The 17,649-nt window shown below is 42.6% G+C and carries 16 protein-coding genes and 1 pseudogene; 9 read left to right on the top strand and 8 right to left on the bottom strand.

Features of this window, described 5'->3' with window-relative positions:
• Nucleotides 1–28: 28 nt before the first annotated feature.
• Nucleotides 29–802 carry a dienelactone hydrolase family protein gene (locus HC643_RS19480; RefSeq protein WP_456320640.1) on the top strand — a complete coding sequence of 258 codons (774 nt, stop codon included), beginning with the start codon at nt 29–31 and terminating at the stop codon, nt 800–802.
• Between the two features lie 124 nt (nt 803–926).
• Here the strand turns inward: HC643_RS19480 and HC643_RS19475 are convergent.
• The 5 genes and pseudogenes from HC643_RS19475 to HC643_RS19455 all read right to left on the bottom strand — a co-directional run.
• Nucleotides 927–1,166 (bottom strand): annotated as a pseudogene (locus HC643_RS19475) (polysaccharide biosynthesis protein); the annotation flags it as partial.
• Between the two features lie 242 nt (nt 1,167–1,408).
• The gene (gene ilvN / locus HC643_RS19470) at nt 1,409–1,927 is read right to left on the bottom strand and encodes an acetolactate synthase small subunit (protein ID WP_038075122.1); all 519 of its coding nucleotides are present in this window, start codon (nt 1,925–1,927) and stop codon (nt 1,409–1,411) included.
• Between the two features lie 146 nt (nt 1,928–2,073).
• Nucleotides 2,074–2,664, bottom strand: coding sequence for a molybdenum cofactor guanylyltransferase (locus HC643_RS19465; RefSeq protein WP_038075066.1), 591 nt, complete (start codon nt 2,662–2,664; stop codon nt 2,074–2,076).
• Nucleotides 2,665–2,677: 13 nt separating this feature from the next.
• Nucleotides 2,678–4,801: a thioredoxin domain-containing protein gene (locus HC643_RS19460; RefSeq protein WP_038075064.1), complete on the bottom strand. Its 2,124-nt coding sequence runs from the start codon at nt 4,799–4,801 to the stop codon at nt 2,678–2,680.
• A 122-nt stretch (nt 4,802–4,923) separates the two neighbouring features.
• Nucleotides 4,924–5,079, bottom strand: a complete 156-nt coding sequence (locus HC643_RS19455; RefSeq protein WP_167844713.1) for a hypothetical protein — start codon at nt 5,077–5,079, stop codon at nt 4,924–4,926.
• A 242-nt stretch (nt 5,080–5,321) separates the two neighbouring features.
• Here HC643_RS19455 and clpP point away from each other — a divergent pair, with 242 nt between their 5' ends.
• The gene (gene clpP / locus HC643_RS19450) at nt 5,322–5,933 is read left to right on the top strand and encodes an ATP-dependent Clp endopeptidase proteolytic subunit ClpP (RefSeq protein WP_038075061.1); all 612 of its coding nucleotides are present in this window, start codon (nt 5,322–5,324) and stop codon (nt 5,931–5,933) included.
• A 118-nt stretch (nt 5,934–6,051) separates the two neighbouring features.
• Here clpP and HC643_RS19445 read toward each other — a convergent pair whose 3' ends face one another.
• Nucleotides 6,052–6,693 carry a hypothetical protein gene (locus tag HC643_RS19445; protein ID WP_038075059.1) on the bottom strand — a complete coding sequence of 214 codons (642 nt, stop codon included), beginning with the start codon at nt 6,691–6,693 and terminating at the stop codon, nt 6,052–6,054.
• A 123-nt stretch (nt 6,694–6,816) separates the two neighbouring features.
• A complete protein-coding gene (locus HC643_RS41435; RefSeq protein ID WP_237265902.1) occupies nt 6,817–7,971 on the bottom strand; it encodes a hypothetical protein in 1,155 nt (384 codons plus the stop codon).
• An 854-nt stretch (nt 7,972–8,825) separates the two neighbouring features.
• On the opposite strand from HC643_RS41435, the gene HC643_RS19430 reads away from it, so the two are divergent.
• From HC643_RS19430 to HC643_RS19420, 3 genes are all read left to right on the top strand, one after another.
• Nucleotides 8,826–11,171, top strand: a complete 2,346-nt coding sequence (locus HC643_RS19430) for a ribonuclease R family protein (RefSeq protein ID WP_038075055.1) — start codon at nt 8,826–8,828, stop codon at nt 11,169–11,171.
• Between the two features lie 93 nt (nt 11,172–11,264).
• Nucleotides 11,265–11,882, top strand: coding sequence for a flavin prenyltransferase UbiX (locus HC643_RS19425; RefSeq protein WP_038075052.1), 618 nt, complete (start codon nt 11,265–11,267; stop codon nt 11,880–11,882).
• Between the two features lie 90 nt (nt 11,883–11,972).
• The gene (locus tag HC643_RS19420) at nt 11,973–12,641 is read left to right on the top strand and encodes a hypothetical protein (RefSeq protein ID WP_038075119.1); all 669 of its coding nucleotides are present in this window, start codon (nt 11,973–11,975) and stop codon (nt 12,639–12,641) included.
• Between the two features lie 30 nt (nt 12,642–12,671).
• Here the strand turns inward: HC643_RS19420 and HC643_RS19415 are convergent, their stop codons facing one another.
• Nucleotides 12,672–12,866, bottom strand: a complete 195-nt coding sequence (locus HC643_RS19415; protein ID WP_038075116.1) for a hypothetical protein — start codon at nt 12,864–12,866, stop codon at nt 12,672–12,674.
• A 475-nt stretch (nt 12,867–13,341) separates the two neighbouring features.
• Between HC643_RS19415 and HC643_RS19410 the strand changes: the two genes are divergently transcribed.
• From HC643_RS19410 to map, 4 genes are all read left to right on the top strand, one after another.
• Nucleotides 13,342–14,961 (top strand): NB-ARC domain-containing protein, encoded by a 1,620-nt coding sequence (locus HC643_RS19410; protein ID WP_038075050.1) that lies wholly within the window; start codon nt 13,342–13,344, stop codon nt 14,959–14,961.
• A gap of 200 nt (nt 14,962–15,161) precedes the next feature.
• Complete coding sequence (locus tag HC643_RS19405) at nt 15,162–15,707, top strand: shikimate kinase (RefSeq protein ID WP_038075047.1); 546 nt, start codon at nt 15,162–15,164, stop codon at nt 15,705–15,707.
• 100 nt (nt 15,708–15,807) lie between these two features.
• On the top strand, nt 15,808–16,710 hold the full coding sequence (argB, locus tag HC643_RS19400) for an acetylglutamate kinase (protein ID WP_038075045.1): 903 nt from the start codon (nt 15,808–15,810) through the stop codon (nt 16,708–16,710).
• A 138-nt stretch (nt 16,711–16,848) separates the two neighbouring features.
• Nucleotides 16,849–17,631: a type I methionyl aminopeptidase gene (gene map, locus HC643_RS19395; protein WP_038075042.1), complete on the top strand. Its 783-nt coding sequence runs from the start codon at nt 16,849–16,851 to the stop codon at nt 17,629–17,631.
• Nucleotides 17,632–17,649 lie beyond the last annotated feature (18 nt).

The following is a 17,649-nucleotide window of genomic DNA, read 5'->3' as shown; positions in this document are numbered from 1 at the left end:
AAACTGCTGCAAGATTTAAAGAACAAGTATATCTTGGCAATTTAAATATGGAGGCAAACAAGTGCAAATTACCAAACGCAATGTTGAATTGAGAGTAGACGACAGCTTGATGCGCGTCTATGTTGCAGCCCCCAAAACTGCGGGAACTTATCCAGGACTTATATTCTATACGGATATTTATCAATTAGGCGATCCAATGATTCGATTGGTTAACTACTTGGCTGGACATGGCTATGTAGTCGCCGCACCAGAGATTTTTCATAGAACAGAACCTGTTGGTTTCGTTATTGAACCAGATGATATTGGTAGAATGCGAGGTAATGACAATGCTCGTCGAACCCCGATAGCTGGATATGACGCTGATTGCCGTGCTGTCATTGAATTCCTTAAGGGGGAAAGTTCGGTAGCCTCAGGTCAAATAGGGACTTTAGGTTTTTGTATTGGGGGACACCTATCTTTCCGGGCTGCTTTCCAAAACGAAATCAAGGCAGCAGTTTGTTGCTATCCGACTGGTATTCCGAGTGGCAAACTAGGTCAGGGGGTAGCCGATACGATTCATCGAGTCAGCGAAATTAAAGGCGAGATGCTAATTGTGTTTGGTACGCTTGACCCTCACATTCCACCACAAGACCGTCAAACAATTATCCAAGCCCTAAAGGGTGCAAGTGTTCCTCATCAAGTTTTCTCTTATGAAGCAGAACATACCTTCATGCGCGATGATGGTTATCGCTACGATTCTGCGGTTGCGACCTCTGCTTGGTCTGAAATCATAGCTTTCTTAAAACGTATTTTTGTACCATAAATATATTATTGTTTGTGGTTCTTTAGTCCCAAAACATTACCAAAACGAAACGTAAGATTTGCCACTTTCTTTTGCTGCTTGCAGTATTAACATTTCAGCAGATCTTTTGCTAGCCCCCATGACATTTCGTATCGTATTTTACGACTTGGACAGCCTGTCCGATCTCTTGTTGAATATTGAATACAGAATTTTCTCCATGTCCTACAAGAATCATTTCAGCAGGGGAAGATTTGAAGATTTGACGGCAAAGCTCGCTACCAATAGACCCACCCGCTACCGTAATAAGTACTTTTTTGCCTTGAAGAAATTGAGAGACTCGTTCGATATCTGTCTGTACGGGTTCGCGTCTGAGCAAATCTTTAATTTAGCTTTTGAAAGCTCATGCTTTACAAAAACCTATAAAGTCAATTTCTCAATTTATAGTTCTTTCTATACAACTATCAAGTTAATGCATTGTTACTATCGATTCCCATTCTAACACTCTATTTTTGGCAAAGGACAATCCCCCCAACCGAATGTTTAGGCTAGGGGGATTGTGAGATAATTTTTTCACGGAAACAAACTTTTGCAAAGTTACTTTGTGCTAGTTACCTGTAACGCGTGCGATTAAACCTTGACTTCCAAAGACTTAAGCAACTCCGTATTCACACCAGATTCACGAGTCAAAGCAATTTTGCCAGTGCGAGCTATTTCTCTCAAGCCAAATTTTTGCAACACCTGCACGATCGCCACCATCTTTCCCGGATCTCCCACCACTTCTAACGTGAGAGAATCCTCAGCCACATCTACTACTCTTGCTCGGAAAATTTGCGACAATTCAACAACCTCTGAACGATTAGTGCTTGTAGCATTAACCTTAAGCAACATCAGTTCTCGCTCGACACAAGGAGTCTCAGTGACATCCTGCACCTTCAGGACATTAATAAGCTTGTAAAGTTGCTTGGTCAGTTGCTCGATGACACGGTCATCGCCTTGAACAACCATTGTAATTCGGGAAATTCCTGATTGTTCTGCCGGACCTACGGCGAGACTTTCAATATTAAAGCCGCGACGGGCAAACAATCCAGAAATACGGGAAAGAACTCCCGCTTCATCCTCTACCAGTACTGAAAGTGTATGTTTCATCTTTGCCAACAAGGCTAGAAAACTTACTAAAAGGGTAACGAAGACACTAGCCACCGCTGCGCTACCCATATTGCTGTTAAAATTGCAAATGTAATTTTTTATTGTAAACGGAAAAGGAACCACTGAAAATAAAGACTGGAAATTGGTCACTGCAATAAACCTAAATCCTGTGGTGTATTGCAGTTAAAAAGCATTTCGGAATCAGGTAGTGACAAAACAAATACGTGATGCTGTTTCAGCCACCCTTGGAACGATCGCCCGCCTTCATTAATATATTCCATCAGACTTGGCAAACACCGATGGCGGTAAAAACCGCACAACGGTTCCCAACCTTTACTATGACATACCAATGCGGCGATCGCGTCCTCTTCAACATATTTAAGTTCAGCCGCCCACGCCTGTAAAACTTTAACCTCCAACTTAGGTAAATCGCAGGCGAGTAGCAACACCCACTCCGTTTGTACTTGCGCTAATCCTTGAGCAAAGCCAACAAGCGGTCCGTGGGGTAAAGATTCCCCTACAGTCACTTCCCGAATAAACTTGCTCTTAGGAGTGAGTAAGTGCTGATATCGTTCTTCCCAAGGGGTTACTACATAAACTGTATCAGCACAACTTTCTGCCATTTGACAAATTAATTGCAGGAGGGGTACACCTTGAATTGGGATCAAAGCTTTATCTTGTCCCATGCGGGAACTCATTCCCCCTGCTAACACAATTGCACTTAAGTCACTGCTCACTGCTCACTGCTCACTACTTACTGACCCTAGTTAAACTCTTTCGTAATTGCTGCAAAAACTTCTCTGCACTTTCTGGTGCTGGCAAACATTTCAATCCTTGGCAGACTAATCCAACGCTTCCTTCTGGTAGTTTTGATGTTGAGACAAATATTGCACTGGGTAAATATGTTGGCACAAGAGATTTAATTTGTTCTTCTGAGGTACGGATTAACGTACAATTGCGATACCAGTCTAGGGCAGCAAACAAGCTGGGACACGCTTGAGGAGCACGATTCATCACACCCCTAAAAGCGTTTAATCCTTGTTCGGCTAAGTCTAGATAATGAAGATCGTCGGTGAGTAGAGCAAGACGGACTAGGTTTGCGATCGCAACTCCATTAGCAGATGGTGTGGCATTATCGGCATAACTGCGTTCGCGCACTATCAAATCTTGGCTGGCGTCACTTGATGTATTGAAGTATCCACCAAGTTCCACGCTCCACAGATATTCGTGAAATTCTTCTTGTACGGTAATTGCTTTTGAGAGCCAATGGGAAGACGAGTTGGAATCGTTGTTTTCTATTTGCAAAGAGACTTGGTGTAAATCGAGCAGTGCTTTGATAAAAAAGGCGTAGTCCTCAGATTGCGCGAGAACTGTTGGCTGATTTTCATAATTAAGACGGTGAAAGCGCCCATCTACAAACTGATTGTTGCAGATAAAATTGGCTGCGTTTGCTGCAAGTTCCAAATATTCTTGTCTTTGAAATACCCCGTATGCCCTAGCTAAACCAGATATCATCAAACTATTCCATGCAACAATCATTTTTGTATCTGTCACTGCAGGAATGCGTCCCAACCAGTTATGAGTTTTTGCTTCTTGATTGTTGCGTGCGGGGGGAAATGTAGCAAATGTTGTCGTGGATGAACGTCGGGCTTCATCGGTCATGTCCGTTGCAAAACCATAACGTGCAACAAACAATTTTCCTAACGCTGTTTGCAAACTCTCACTCAGTTTGCCTTGATGACGTCTTTGTAAAACGTTCTTACCTTCAAAGTTACCGTTAGGAGTAACTGTAAACGTTTGTTGTAATTCTGCTAGTTCACCTGCACTTAGCAGTTGTTGCAATTCGCTGTAACTCCAAACGTAAAATGCTCCTTCCTCAGGTTCTGCATCTGTCCGATTGGTAAAGCTATCAGCATCTTGAGCAGCATAGAAGAATCCCAAGGGTGAAATCATCTCCCGCTTTAACCATCGAACAGTACCTGCGATCGCTGCTTCAAAAGCCGGTTCGTGTATTCCCGCACTCCACAAATTAGCCAGATACTCCACAATTTGACCGTTATCGTAAAGCATCTTTTCAAAATGCGGTACCGTCCATGTAGAATCCACTGTATAGCGATGAAAGCCCCCAGCTACATGGTCGTAAATTCCCCCTAGTGCTAGATCCAGACCCCTTTGAGTAGAAACTTGAATGCCATCGTAACGAGAATTTTCCCATTCAAATCGAGTTCCTCGCAGCGCCAATTCTGCATAAGGAATCATTGGGAAGCTATTGCCATATTGATTGGGTGTAATAATTCCAGTACAAGTCTCCCAGCCCTTATGCAATAATTCAATATCTTGAGTTTCTGTTACGCCTCCCGATTCCAGCACTGCAGAAGTTAGGAGTGACTCAAGAATGGTGGCTTTGCGATCGCGCAAATCTTCTTTTTCTGTATCGTAATAATGACGGATTGCTTGCAGAACTTGTAAAAAGCCGGGGCGACCGTAGCGTGGTTCTAACGGAAAGTAAGTCCCTGCATAGAAAGGTACCAGATCCTCTGGAGAGATAAACACGTTTAATGGCCAACCCCCCTGACCGCTCATCATTTGTAAAGCTTGCATATAGATGCTGTCAATATCGGGTCGTTCTTCCCTATCCACTTTAATGGGAAGAAAGTTGGCGTTCATATACTCAGCCACTGCTAGGTCGGAAAATGCTTCTCCTTCCATCACGGTACACCAATGGCAACTAGAGTAGCCAATGGAAAGGAATATTGGTTTGTTCTGCACTTTTGCAGTTGCTAGCGCCTCATCACACCAAGACCACCAATCAATGGGATTTTCGGCGTGTTTGCGGAGGTAGAGGCTTTTAGCTTGAGCAAGACGATTGGTCATTGTGAAGATGCATGAGAAAAACCCTTATTCGCATAGTGTAGCTTGTCATAAGTAGAGTCATGCATTCTTCTTATCTAACTCTGTCTGCAGAGTCAGTGTCTGCTCTACCTACCTTGGCATTATTATCGTGCAGAAGCAGGCAGTGCATTTGCAATGGGCACTGGAGCGACTGTTGAAGGTTGTTCTACCTTTGTCTCAATGATACTATTTGGGCTAAGACCTGCAATGAGGTGCAGTAAGAAGGTGATAACAGCGGCTTGCAAAAGTTTTTCGAGCATGGCGGGCTCCTCTGGCTTTGGGGGGATGGCGGTTCTTCTTTAGTTTGTTAACCAAATGCACCCTGTATTATGTATCTACTCGTAATGGTAATTCTATTCCGGAAAAGTCCCTGTAAAAATACTAACAAGCTTAATGATTAGTGACTGGTAGTTAGCGCTCAGGTGATAAGGTTCGGGTTTTAGGACAACCATCGGGCGTTGCAATCGATAGAATATACGTAAAATAAGTACAACCAGCTTTCATGATTCCAATTGTTATAGAACAATCAGGTCGTGGCGAACGCGCCTTTGATATCTACTCACGTCTGTTACGCGAGCGCATCATCTTTTTAGGACAGCAGATCGATGATACTGTGGCTAACTTGATTGTTGCCCAACTGCTGTTTTTAGACGCAGAGGACTCGGAGAAAGATATATATATGTACATCAACTCTCCTGGTGGTTCGGTAACGGCGGGAATGGGTATGTATGATACTATGAAGCACATCCGCCCAGATATCTGTACAATTTGTACCGGATTGGCGGCGAGTATGGGCGCTTTCCTCCTCAGTGCTGGTACAAAAGGTAAGCGGATGAGTTTACCTCATTCCCGAATTATGATTCACCAACCTTTGGGTGGTGCTCAAGGACAAGCAACTGATATTGAAATTCAAGCACGGGAAATCCTTTACCACAAGCGCAAGCTAAATGAATATTTAGCAGAGCATACGGGTCAACCATTAGAAAAGATTACTGAGGATACAGAAAGAGATTTCTTTATGTCACCTCATGAAGCTAAAGACTATGGTTTAATCGACCAAGTGATCGATCGCCACTCTGCTGGTAGTCGCCCAATAGCCGTCGTCAATCAGTAATCAGAAACGTCTTAGCTTTTGACCTCGCTCCAGTGGCTTTACTACAGAATACCTTGTAGCGATCTCTTTCCCAGGCTGAGCCTGGGAATGCCTTTCTAGAGGCTCCGCCTCCAATAATTTAATCTGAAGATGCAGGTAAAGACTTTAAATAATTCAGAAAATCCTGCAATTGTTCTTGTGTAAATAAATATAGAGAATACTTACCATAGATTTTCAGAAGATATTCTCGCTGCTTTTGTGTTGTCCAACCCAAACGTTGTATTTCCAAATCAACTTTGGCGACGAGCTCCACAATCTGGGCTTCCCCCCGGTGATCAGCAATAAGATTGTTACTCGAATGCGTAGGTTGAGATTCCAAGTAGCTGAGAAAATCAAGAAATTCTTCTTCAGTTAGTAAATGGCGCGATCGCTTGCCGTAAGTCCTGATAAGATAATCTCGCCCAAGTTCTTCTGTCCATTGGATGCGGTGCATTTCTACACTAGTTCTACCAACAAGGTCAATGGTATTGGTAGGTTGTTTAAAAGCATAGATATCTTCATCGTATCCTAATTTAAAGGATCTTTGAGAAGAAACATTTGGAGTAGGTTGGGTGTTCAAATACTCAAGAAATTCTAATAACTCTTTTTGAGTTAACAGATAACGCGATCTTTTCCCATAGGTTCGTATAAGATAATCTCGTTCGAGTTCTTCTGTCCGTTGCAACCGTAGTAATTCGCTAGCAATATTGGCAAATATTTCAGTTAAACCTAGAGATTCCATAGCAATATTATGGTTTTGTTGCTTCCGGGAGGCGAAGCCTCCCGAAAGTCATTCCCAAGCTCAGCCTGGGAACGAGAGGGGATGAAGTGAATCGGGGTTGGGGGTAAGGTCAAAATGACCCTCTCAAAACCCAGCTAACGGGTCTATGGGTGTAGGCTGTGACTCCAAGTATTTTAAGAAATCCTTTAATTCTTCTTGAGTCAGTAAGTGACGCGATCGCTTCCCGTAAGTTTTGACCAAATACTCGCGCCCTTGGTCTGTGTTCCAACCCAATCGCTGCATTTCACCACTAATTTTGGCAATATCATCCGAGTGATCCACTGGTTCTGCCTTTTTTTTGCGCTTGCTTGTTGTTGCTTGTGTCGTCATCTCCTCTTGCAAGTTGGAACTGCGTGAAGGAAATGGCGTTACATTGTTGGGAACGCCAGAAAAAGCGTTGTTCTCAGTGGTGCTAGGTGACAATATATCAAAATTGTCTAATGCAGCATCAAATTGTTCTTCTTGCTTGTTAATTGTGGCAAATTCACCGTGACTCTCTTGAGTTTTGGAAAATGGAATTTCCTGTTTATTAATAGTCGGAATAGCAGGAATGGTAGGAATAGCAGGAATAAATTCGCCAGACTCGGAAGTTTTGGTCTCAAAATGAGTTTCCGAGGCGTGAGTTGTAGCAAAGCGATCGCCAATATCTGGAGTTTCAGCCTTCATCTGAGTTTCCGAGGCGTGAGTTGTAGCAAAGCGATCGCCAATATCTGGAGTTTCAGCCTTCATCTGAGTTTTTGAGGCGTGAGTTTTGGCAAAGCGATCGCCAATATCTGGAGTTTTGGTCTCAAAATGAGTTTGTGAGTTTTCAGCCGCCGTCAAGCGATCGCTATAACTTTGTTGTTTTGTCTCCTTTGCGGCTACTGGTGCTGAAACAACTGAAGTTGAGGGAGTTGCAGGTGCTTCTGTTTGAGGATGAGAGTTCAGCACAACGGAAGAAGCTGGCTCATTCAATCCATTAGAAGTTACTGGGGATATATTGGGCGGAACCTGCTTGGTTGGTTCTGGGGAAATAACTGTTGCTCCTTGAGGGATGTCTGTTATTCCTAAAACCATCAGCGCTCGAGTTCTCGCTTTATCTTCTGCATCCTCTAAAATTTCTGCTGCTGCCATACCGGTGGCGCGAGTAGTGCCATCAATCTGTACGCTTGCGCGGACAATGTACTTGCCATTATAAATTTGCACTAATTCAGTAATGAGATTGCCTTGGGGGTACTTGCTCTGAAATTGAGCCAACATAATGCTCTCACCAAATCTTGCTCTGTTTAATAAAGGGGTTGGAAACAACTTATTGAACTCTCCCCCACCTAAATCTACTTAATTATAGATGGGTACTGCACTCAACATTTTTGTTCAAACCGATGTTCGCTAGTACAAATGCACCCAACCCGTATACATTATCATATGCTCTCAGGGCTCGATCGATTTTAAAACAGTATTAATACTTGAAAAAAAAGGCATGGATTCTGGGGCATTATTTAAAGCGATTCAATTCTCAAGCCCATTGCCGCCCGCTACCCGTTCAGGTTATTCGGCTAATTTTTTGGCTGCTGCTGGTTATTCTTAAATAATTTTACTGAGAATGCTACCATAATTACTGAATTGGTGTTCTAGTACTATTTTCTGCGAGCACACTCTATATCTACAATAATGTAGTAATGGTTCGTCCTCACAGCTCGTTAAGCTGCTGGCCTAATTGTTTCCGATCCTACATATGGGTCAATTAGATTTGTCGGCAGTTTCTCCTAGTTAAAAAACAGAGTCTAGTGGCGTAAAAGAACCTTCACTTAAGACAATCTAACACCTGCGGTTTCCCTAAACAGTGCTTTTGGGCAGCGTGGAGAGTTCTCCAAAGTGCGTCTTATATAAAAACCCGTTGCGTAATTACCGAGGGGGCAAAACACTAAACGGGCGTACTTTTGAAGATTGACTGGAGTTAAGGAACCTTTCTTACCACTAAACTCTGAAATGCTCCTGTGGTCCCCTTTATTATGGGCAATTCGTTTCCGGCTAGTGTCTGTAGTCGTGAGGGTACACAGCACGCGAACCAGATAAACAACAAATGACGTTTTGACCAAAGGTCGGTTCACTGCATGGAATTTTCAATCGCTACACTTCTCGCCAATTTTACTGATGATAAATTGGTCGCTCGTAAACTGTTAGAAAAGAAACTTGGTTGCGAAGATGAACCCAGTTTAGAAAGACTTCACATCGCCTTGGAAGTACTTGAAAGAATTGGGATTTTGGCCAAAGAACGAGGTAAGTACCGCCGTATCTCGGAAGAGGGGGTGATTGAAGCCAAACTTCGCTGTTCCAGCAAAGGTTTTTGTTTTGCGATTCAGGATGTAGAAGGCGCAGAAGACATCTACATTCGTGAAAGTCATCTGAGCAATGCTTGGAATGGCGATCGCGTTTTGGTCAAAGTTCTTAAAGAAGGTAGTCGGAGGCGATCGCCAGAAGGAGAAGTTAAGCTCATCCTAGAACGGTCAAATCACACTTTATTAGCACGGATCAAGCAGGTAGAAGGGGGCTACCGCGCCGTACCTTTAGACGATAGATTGCTTTTTGAACTGAAACTGCTCATCAATAACAATCAACTCGAACAAGCCATCGATCACCTGGCTCATGTAGAGGTTTTGCGTTATCCGTTAGCCCAATATCCACCTTTGGGTAGAGTCGTACAAATTTTGGGTAGCGATGCGGAAGCAGCAGCCGACATAGATTTAGTCACCTGCAAACACGATCTGGCTCGTAGTTTTCCAGACCCCATTCAGGAAGCAGCCTCAAAATTACCTAAAAAGCTGCTGAAAGCAGATTTAAAAAATCGTTTGGACTTGCGCCAAAAGTTTGCATTTAGCATAGTTCCCAATAATGGTGATTCCAAATTTGTAGAAAACGCCTTTTCTCTGGAAAAAAATAATGAGGGCAATTGGCGATTGGGCTTTCACATTGCCGATGCTACCCATTACATTCAACCAGAAGAAATTCTTGACCGGGAAGCACTCAAGCGCGGGCGTTCGGTGTATCTTGGTAATTTAGTACTGCCCATGTTCCCAGAAGTGGTCGGCGAACGGTGTTCTTTATTACCTGGAGTTGACCGATTAGCGCTTTCTTTTCTAATTACGATTGATGCACAATCGGGAGAAATAGAAGATTGGGAAATTCAGCCTACCGTTGTTAAAGTCGATACCTCACTGAGTGAATCCGAGGCAGAAACTATTCTCGCCAACAAATCCACGAAAACAAATAGCGGTACTGTCCAAATCGTTCAAGAACTGGAAACTGTACGGCAATTATTGAAAAAGGTACGCCTCAATCGCGGTTGTTTGCAATTGAATCTACCACCCAATCAAAACCCATACTGTGATGAAGGGACTTTGGGGTGTGCGGTCACCAACGATTTACCCGTGCGAGCTTTACTCACAGAGTATACATTACTGGTAAATCAATTGATCGCAACTCATTTGAACGCTCTTGGAGTTCCTGCTATTTGGCGAGTCCAAGGTGCGCCCGATCCCGAAGATGTTCAAGAGATGCTGAAATTGGCAATGAACTTGGGCGTTGAACTGTCCCTCGAACCGGAAGTAGAAATTCAACCTCTCGATTACCAACAGCTGACTAGGGTATTTGCAGAATCGTCATCCGAGCAAGTTTTAACTTACTTATTACAAGACACTCTCAAGCAAGCTACCTACAGTACAACCAAAGGTGCTCATTTTGGTTTGGCGTTACCAGAGTATACCCATTTCACTTCTCCCTTGCGGCGTTATCCAGATTTGGTAATGCAAAGGGTCTTTTACGCATTGATCGAACACGGGCGCGATCGCCGCAACACTCGCGTGAAAGATCGGGTCAACCTTCGCCACTCATCAAGTCACGGCGAAATTAACTGGAACGTTCTTCCACCAGAATTGCAAAGTGAATTGCAAAGTGAATTGATGAGAATTATTGTTCAGCTTAACGATCGCGAAAAAGAAGTTCAAGAAGCGGAAACCGATCTGGCTGGTTTGCAAAGAGCTTCGCTGATGAAACAACGCATTGGTGAAGTTTTCACTGGTGTCATCACCGGGGTTCAATCCTACGGGTTCTTTGTAGAAATCGAAGTTCCACCCACCGAGTCAGAAAGCGGAAATACGCGAGTTCCTTTACGGGTAGAAGGGCTGGTTCACGTAAGTTCTCTCAAAGACGATTGGTATGAATATCGCGCCAGACAACAAGCGCTGTTTGGTCGCAAGAATCGGGCTTCCTACAGATTGGGCGATCGCGTAGCCGTACAGGTCAAGAGTGTTGACTATTACCGCCAACAAATTGATTTAGTGACTGTCGGTAGCGATGGTGCAGTTATGGGTAAGGATATGAATGGCGAAGATCCCGGTATGTATATGCGCCACGACGATCTTGAACCCGATGACTTAGATCCCTATGCTGATGATGAATAGAAAGAATAGCTAATGGCTAATGGCTAATGGTACTACTAGCCATTAGCCATTAACAATTAGCAATTAGCAATTAGCAATTAGCCCTTTTTAAGCGTGTCAAACCCTACAAAACCTCTCATAATAGGCGTAACAGGAGCATCCGGTCTAATTTATACTGTTCGTGCTCTAAAATTTTTGCTCGAAGCTGACTTTGAAATTGAATTAGTGGCTTCCAAATCAACTTACATGGTTTGGCAATCCGAGCAAAATATTCGCATGCCAGTAGAAGCCCTTCAGCAAGAACAATTTTGGCGACAGCAAGCCCTTGTCGCACAATCCGGGAAATTGCACTGTCATCATTGGAGTGATGTCGGCGCTAACATTGCTAGTGGTTCGTTTCGCACTCAAGGAATGATCGTTATTCCCTGTAGCATGAGTACTGTAGCAAAGCTAGCGGCTGGTATGAGTTCAGATTTATTGGAACGTGCGGCGGATGTCCAACTTAAAGAAGGTCGGAAACTGGTTGTTGTTCCGCGTGAAACTCCTTTGAGTTTGATTCACCTACGTAACTTAACAGCTTTAGCAGAAGTTGGCGTCAGAATTGTTCCTGCTATTCCCGCTTGGTATCACAAGCCCCAAACTATCGAAGATTTAGTTGACTTTGTTGTCGCCCGTGCTTTGGATCAGCTAGATATTGACTGCATCCCAATTCAACGGTGGCAAGGTCATTAATTAAAGGATGAATGATGAATGATGAATGATGAAATTTTATCCTTCATACTTTATCCTTTATCCTTTATTCTTTATCCTTTCCTAATTACTATGGCACTTATTCGCTTAATTCTATTAGTAGCAGTACTTGGAGGAATTACGCTGCTACTCCTACAAAATTGGTCTCCCGTTCTACCGCTTGTGTTTTTAGGTGTGAGATCGCAACCATTACCACTGGCAATTTGGATTTTATTTAGCACATTTGCTGGTGGATTTACAACTATCTTATTGAATATTTTGTTTAACTTATCTGGTTCTGTTGGGGGACAGCGCCAAACTCCTTTGCGATCGTCTCCCGAACAACCACGTCGGAACAAAACTCGCGTTGAAGAACCAACATCTCGTCCGCCAAATCCTCCGTCTTCTGGGGAGCGAGAATCCCAAACCACTGACACTGTTGATGACTGGGAAACAGGTAGCGGACTTTATCAGGATTGGGAGTTTAACAAGTCTGATTCCCAAAAAACCCAAGTCAGAGATTCTAATACCTACGATCGCTCTTCAGCACCGCAAGACAACCCAAAAACCGATTCATCCTATTCCTATAGCTACCGCGAACCAAAAAATTCTGGTGTGGGAAAAACAGAATCCGTTTACGATGCGGACTACCGGGTTATCATCCCCCCCTATCAACCACCCAAGCCTGAACCTACAGAGGAGGATGAGTGGGGGTTTTTGGATGATGAATTTGAGGATGAGGATAAGTCTCCTCGGCGCTAACTTGTGACGAGTGCATGGTAACGTGCATCTCTACACAAGATTGCAACGTTCGCGGGATTCTTGCTTGACAACTCCCGTCATAGCAGCTTCTTGTAAAGTCATGAAAGCGTTAAAGTCCTCTAAATCGTACCGAGTTGTCAGCAGCTGTCGCAGTTGATTTTCTGCTTCAACGGTAAGATAACCGGTGGCTAAAGCCTTTTTTACAACATCTCTAATCCGAGTCATGGTTGAAACCTCTAAAGACCACACATAAAACACACTTATATATACGAGTTGATTTAGGTAGGATATGCAATGGCTTTGTGCTTCAACTCTTCTACGAGCAGAGTTTTTGTGGATTTCGTCAAATAATGAGTCATACTTTACACCTTGAAAAAAACACCTGACTTGTCTGTTCGAGCTTGCAGCAACGGCTTGCTGAGGCAAAAACACTGTGTTGGTAGAAACACGGTGCTGCACAAACACGTAATTTCCCCCTAACTTAGTGAGTTCCGTTACGCTTGCTGATGTTGACCGATAAAGTCAAGATAAAGTTTCACTCAATTTCTATAAACTTTCTGTTAAGCCTAAAGATACCTAAGGAATAATTACAAGTCACCTAACGAATGTTATTAATTTCGCTATAAATTTATCGTTTATTTAATTTGGCTTTATATAAAATTCAGTATGATATAAAAGTTTGGTATCTAAAATTACGCTAATGACCTTTCACAGTTCAAGTCAGATAGAAGAAGAATTTATAGAAGCTAAAAATGTTTGGGAACTCGAAAAGCTTTATGTAGATTTAGGTTTGGTGAAAGGAAAATCCCTAACACCCGTTGAAAAAAAATTCTTGAGAGGTTTACTTTGCGGTTTTAGTCCCGCAGAAATCGCCAATACCGTGTATCAAAGTCGTAGTAGCAGTACTGTTAGAGTGTATCTTTCCAATGGTTTGTATAAGTATATAGAGGAAATGCTGACCAACCAAGCAGGACACTTCATTAAAGTAAAAAATTGGAGCCGTGTCACTCAATTGCTAGAAAAAGCAGGTTATAAAAAAGCACGGGTTCCATCGAGTCCTATTGGTAGTCAACCAGAAATAAATACAAAACAAGAGATTGCTTCTATAGATATAAGGTCAGCACCCATAGAAGATTGGGGTGAAGCGCCTGATGTGAGTTTGTTCTATGGAAGGAGAACAGAAGTTTCTCAACTCGAGCAATGGATTGATGGAGAACGCTGTCGTTTAGTGATGATTTTGGGTATGTCTGGCGTTGGAAAAACAGCTTTTTCTGTCAAGCTAGCAGAACACTTGAAGGAGAAGTTTGAATATGTAATTTGGCGATCGCTACATCTCAATCCATCTCCTGACACTCTCCTCAATCAACTCCTACGAATTTTATCACCCGAGCGAGAAATCAAACCTACAGAAACCTTAGAAATACGTATTTCTCAATTGCTCGATTGTTTGCGTTCTTCTCGATGTCTCATTGTCTTAGATAATTTTGATTCTATTTTATACAGTCGATATATCAATATTAACGAGCCATCTCTTTCAAGAGCGATCGCTCCATTCAATAAAGACCATTCTTTAGACTATCTTCTACCTCATATTAGTTATTGTCAGGGATACGAGATTTATGGAGAAATTCTCAGAAGAGTAGGAGACTCCCAGCATCAAAGCTGTTTGGTTGTCACCAGTCGAGAAAAACCCCAAGAAATTTCAGTGCTTGAAGGAAAATTGTTACCTGTTCGTTGCTTCAAATTAACAGGCTTAAGTTATGGAGAGAGCAAGAATATACTCCAAGCTAAAGGTTTAATGACTTCCCAAGAGGAAGAATGCAAAACTTTAATCAATTTGTATGCAGGTAATCCCTTATTTATTAAATTAGTTGCAACAGCAATTGAAGAATTATTTGATGGTAGTATCAACAGTTTTTTAGAACAGGATACAGTCGTTTTTGGAGATATTCGCGCTATTTTAGATAGACAATTTAATCGTTTGTCTGACTTGGAAAAGTTGATTATGTATTGGTTGGCTTTAAGCCAAGACTTTGTGTCAGTTCGTAAGTTGCAGAGAGAGCTTGTTCCTCGCGTGTCTCAGAGATTAATTCTAGAAGCTATCGAGTTATTGCAGAAACGTTCTTTGATTGAAAAAAAAGCGGCGAGTTTTTCTCAAATTCCTGTCTTGATGGAATATATTGGCGAACGATTAATTGAGGAAAATTTACAAACCTTTGGGGAAACAGGAGATCTTCTGCTAATGAATTATACAATCTTGGAGAACCAAATAAAAAACTACATTCGAGAACTGCGTCTAAAATCTCAATCTTTAGAGTAAATTGGTTAATATAGCAATCCTATATCATTTGTAAAAAAAATGGATTGCTAATAGTTAATGGCTAATAGCTAATGGTCAAAAAGCAATTAGCTATTAGCAGTCTTCACTCTTATTCTTATATTTCATTTAAACTGCTATAGTTATTGGTTAGTGGTTGGCTTTCAAGAGCAACAACTAACGACTAACAACTCACAACTTCCATGACAAATAACTTATTAAAAGGAGTCAACCTATACCTGATTGGTATGATGGGGGCGGGGAAATCTACTGTAGGACAAGTACTGGCGCAACATTTGGGCTACGGATTTGTGGATATCGACACCGTCATTGAGACCGCAGGTGGTAAAACCATAACTCAGCTGTTTCAAGATGAAGGAGAATCCGGGTTTCGCCAATTGGAAACTGAGGTTTTGGCGCAAGTGTGTTCTTTCACTAAGCTTGCGATCGCAACAGGTGGAGGTATTGTCTTAAGACAGCAAAACTGGAGTTACCTTCACCATGGTTTAATTGTCTGGTTGGATGTACCTGTCGAAATTCTCTACGCCCGTTTGGCGGAGGATACGACTAGACCCCTTTTACAGAATAGCGATCTCCAAGGGAAACTGCGATCGCTCCTCGAACAAAGACAACATCTTTACTCACAAGCTGATTTGAGAATTACTGTCAGTGAAGGAGAAACACCAGAGCAAATTGCTATACGAGTCTTAAATGAGATTCCCAGTGTTTTAAAACCAACAGAAGGGTGAAGATATATAGCTGAATATTGATTAATATTAATTTTTGTATAGCTAGTATTTTCACGATGTAAATTTATATGTAACGTCAGTAACTGCCCGCGAAGTGTCTATGACAGTCAGCCAAACTGAGTATATTAAGCAAGATGCAGCCACCCGCGTACAAGTGCTAAGCGAAGCACTACCCTACATTCAACAATTTATCGGTCGCACCATTGTTGTTAAATATGGTGGTGCAGCTATGAAAGACAGCAATCTCAAAGATAAAGTGATTCGCGACATAGTCTTTTTATCTTGTGTGGGTTTGCGACCCATTTTGGTACATGGTGGAGGACCGGAGATCAACAGTTGGCTGGATAAACTGGGAATCGAGGCTCAATTTAAAAATGGTTTGCGAGTGACAGACGCTCCCACAATGGATGTTGTGGAGATGGTGTTAGTCGGTCGAGTTAATAAAGAAATTGTCGCTTTAATCAATCAAGCAGGTGGTTCAGCTGTGGGGTTGTGCGGCAAAGATGGTAATTTAATCAAAGCACGTCCTCAAGGTGATGAAGGCATTGGCTTTGTGGGAGAAGTGAACAATGTTAATATAAAAATCTTGGAAACACTCGTTAACAATGGCTATATCCCGGTAGTGTCTAGCGTTGCAGCAGACGAAACAGGACAGCCATATAACATTAACGCCGATACTGTAGCAGGAGAGATCGCAGCTGCATTGGGCGCAGAAAAGTTAATATTGCTAACTGATACGCGAGGGATTTTGAAAGATTACAAAGATCCTTCTACCCTGATTCCGAAAGTGGACATTCAAGAAGCTAGAGAACTCATCGCAATGGATGTAGTCAGTGGTGGAATGATCCCAAAAGTCAATTGCTGCGTCCGTTCTCTCGCACAAGGAGTGAAAGCAGCACATATAATTGATGGTCGCATTCCCCACTCATTACTCCTGGAAATTTTTACTGATGTTGGTATCGGTACTATGATCGTTGGTTCTCACCTTCAAATGAGCGGCTAATAGCTATTTATATCTATTAACCGCTTATTTGATGTTGAAACTGTATGGAGGATCGGTATTGCCTACCAATCATCTCACGTGGTTTGCAATGCCCACCTTACAGTCCTTAAGACTACCCAGTATCTTATACTAAATTTTATGAACAACAGCAAAACAATTGTTTTATTATCTAGCCGAGAACTAGAAAAAATGCGGAAGGCTGGGCGCTTAGCAGCCGAACTGTTGCGTCACCTCGAACCAATGGTTAAACCGGGGGTTAGCACTTTAGAGCTAAACGACGAAGCAGAACGTTGGACGCAAGCTCATGGAGCAAAAAGCGCCCCCCTGGGTTATAAAGGTTATCCCAAATCTATATGTACGAGTATTAATGAAGTGGTTTGTCATGGTATTCCCAGTGCCAAGCAAATTCTTCGCGATGGTGACATCATTAATATTGATGTGACGCTCATTGTCGATGGTTACCACGGAGATACATCTGAGACATTTTTGGTCGGTACACCTTCCCCCATGGCTAAAAAGTTAGTAGAGGTGACAAGAGAGTGCCGTCGCCGAGGTATAAAGGAAGTTAAACCGGGGGCGTACATCGGAGATATTGGGGCTGCTATTCAAGAGTATGCAGAATCACAGGGTTTTTCTGTGGTGCGAGACTTTGTAGGACACGGTATCAGTAACATTTTTCATACCGCACCGGAGATTCCTCATTACGGGACTCGTGGAAAAGGAAAACGTCTCAGACAGGGTATGGTTTTTACAATCGAACCCATGATTAACGAAGGAACTTGGGAAGTGGAAGTTTTAAGCGATGGTTGGACAGCACTGACACGCGATCGCAAACTTAGCGCTCAATGCGAGCATACTTTGGCTGTGACAGAAGACGGTGTTGAAATTCTCACTTTACCGGAAGGGGAAGTTTTTTCTTAATGGTTAGTTGTTAGTTGA

It is taken from the genome of Tolypothrix bouteillei VB521301 (genome assembly GCF_000760695.4).
In the GTDB taxonomy this organism is placed as follows: Bacteria; Cyanobacteriota; Cyanobacteriia; order Cyanobacteriales; family Nostocaceae; genus Scytonema; species Scytonema bouteillei_A.
This window is presented reverse-complemented; position numbering and strand designations above follow the sequence as displayed.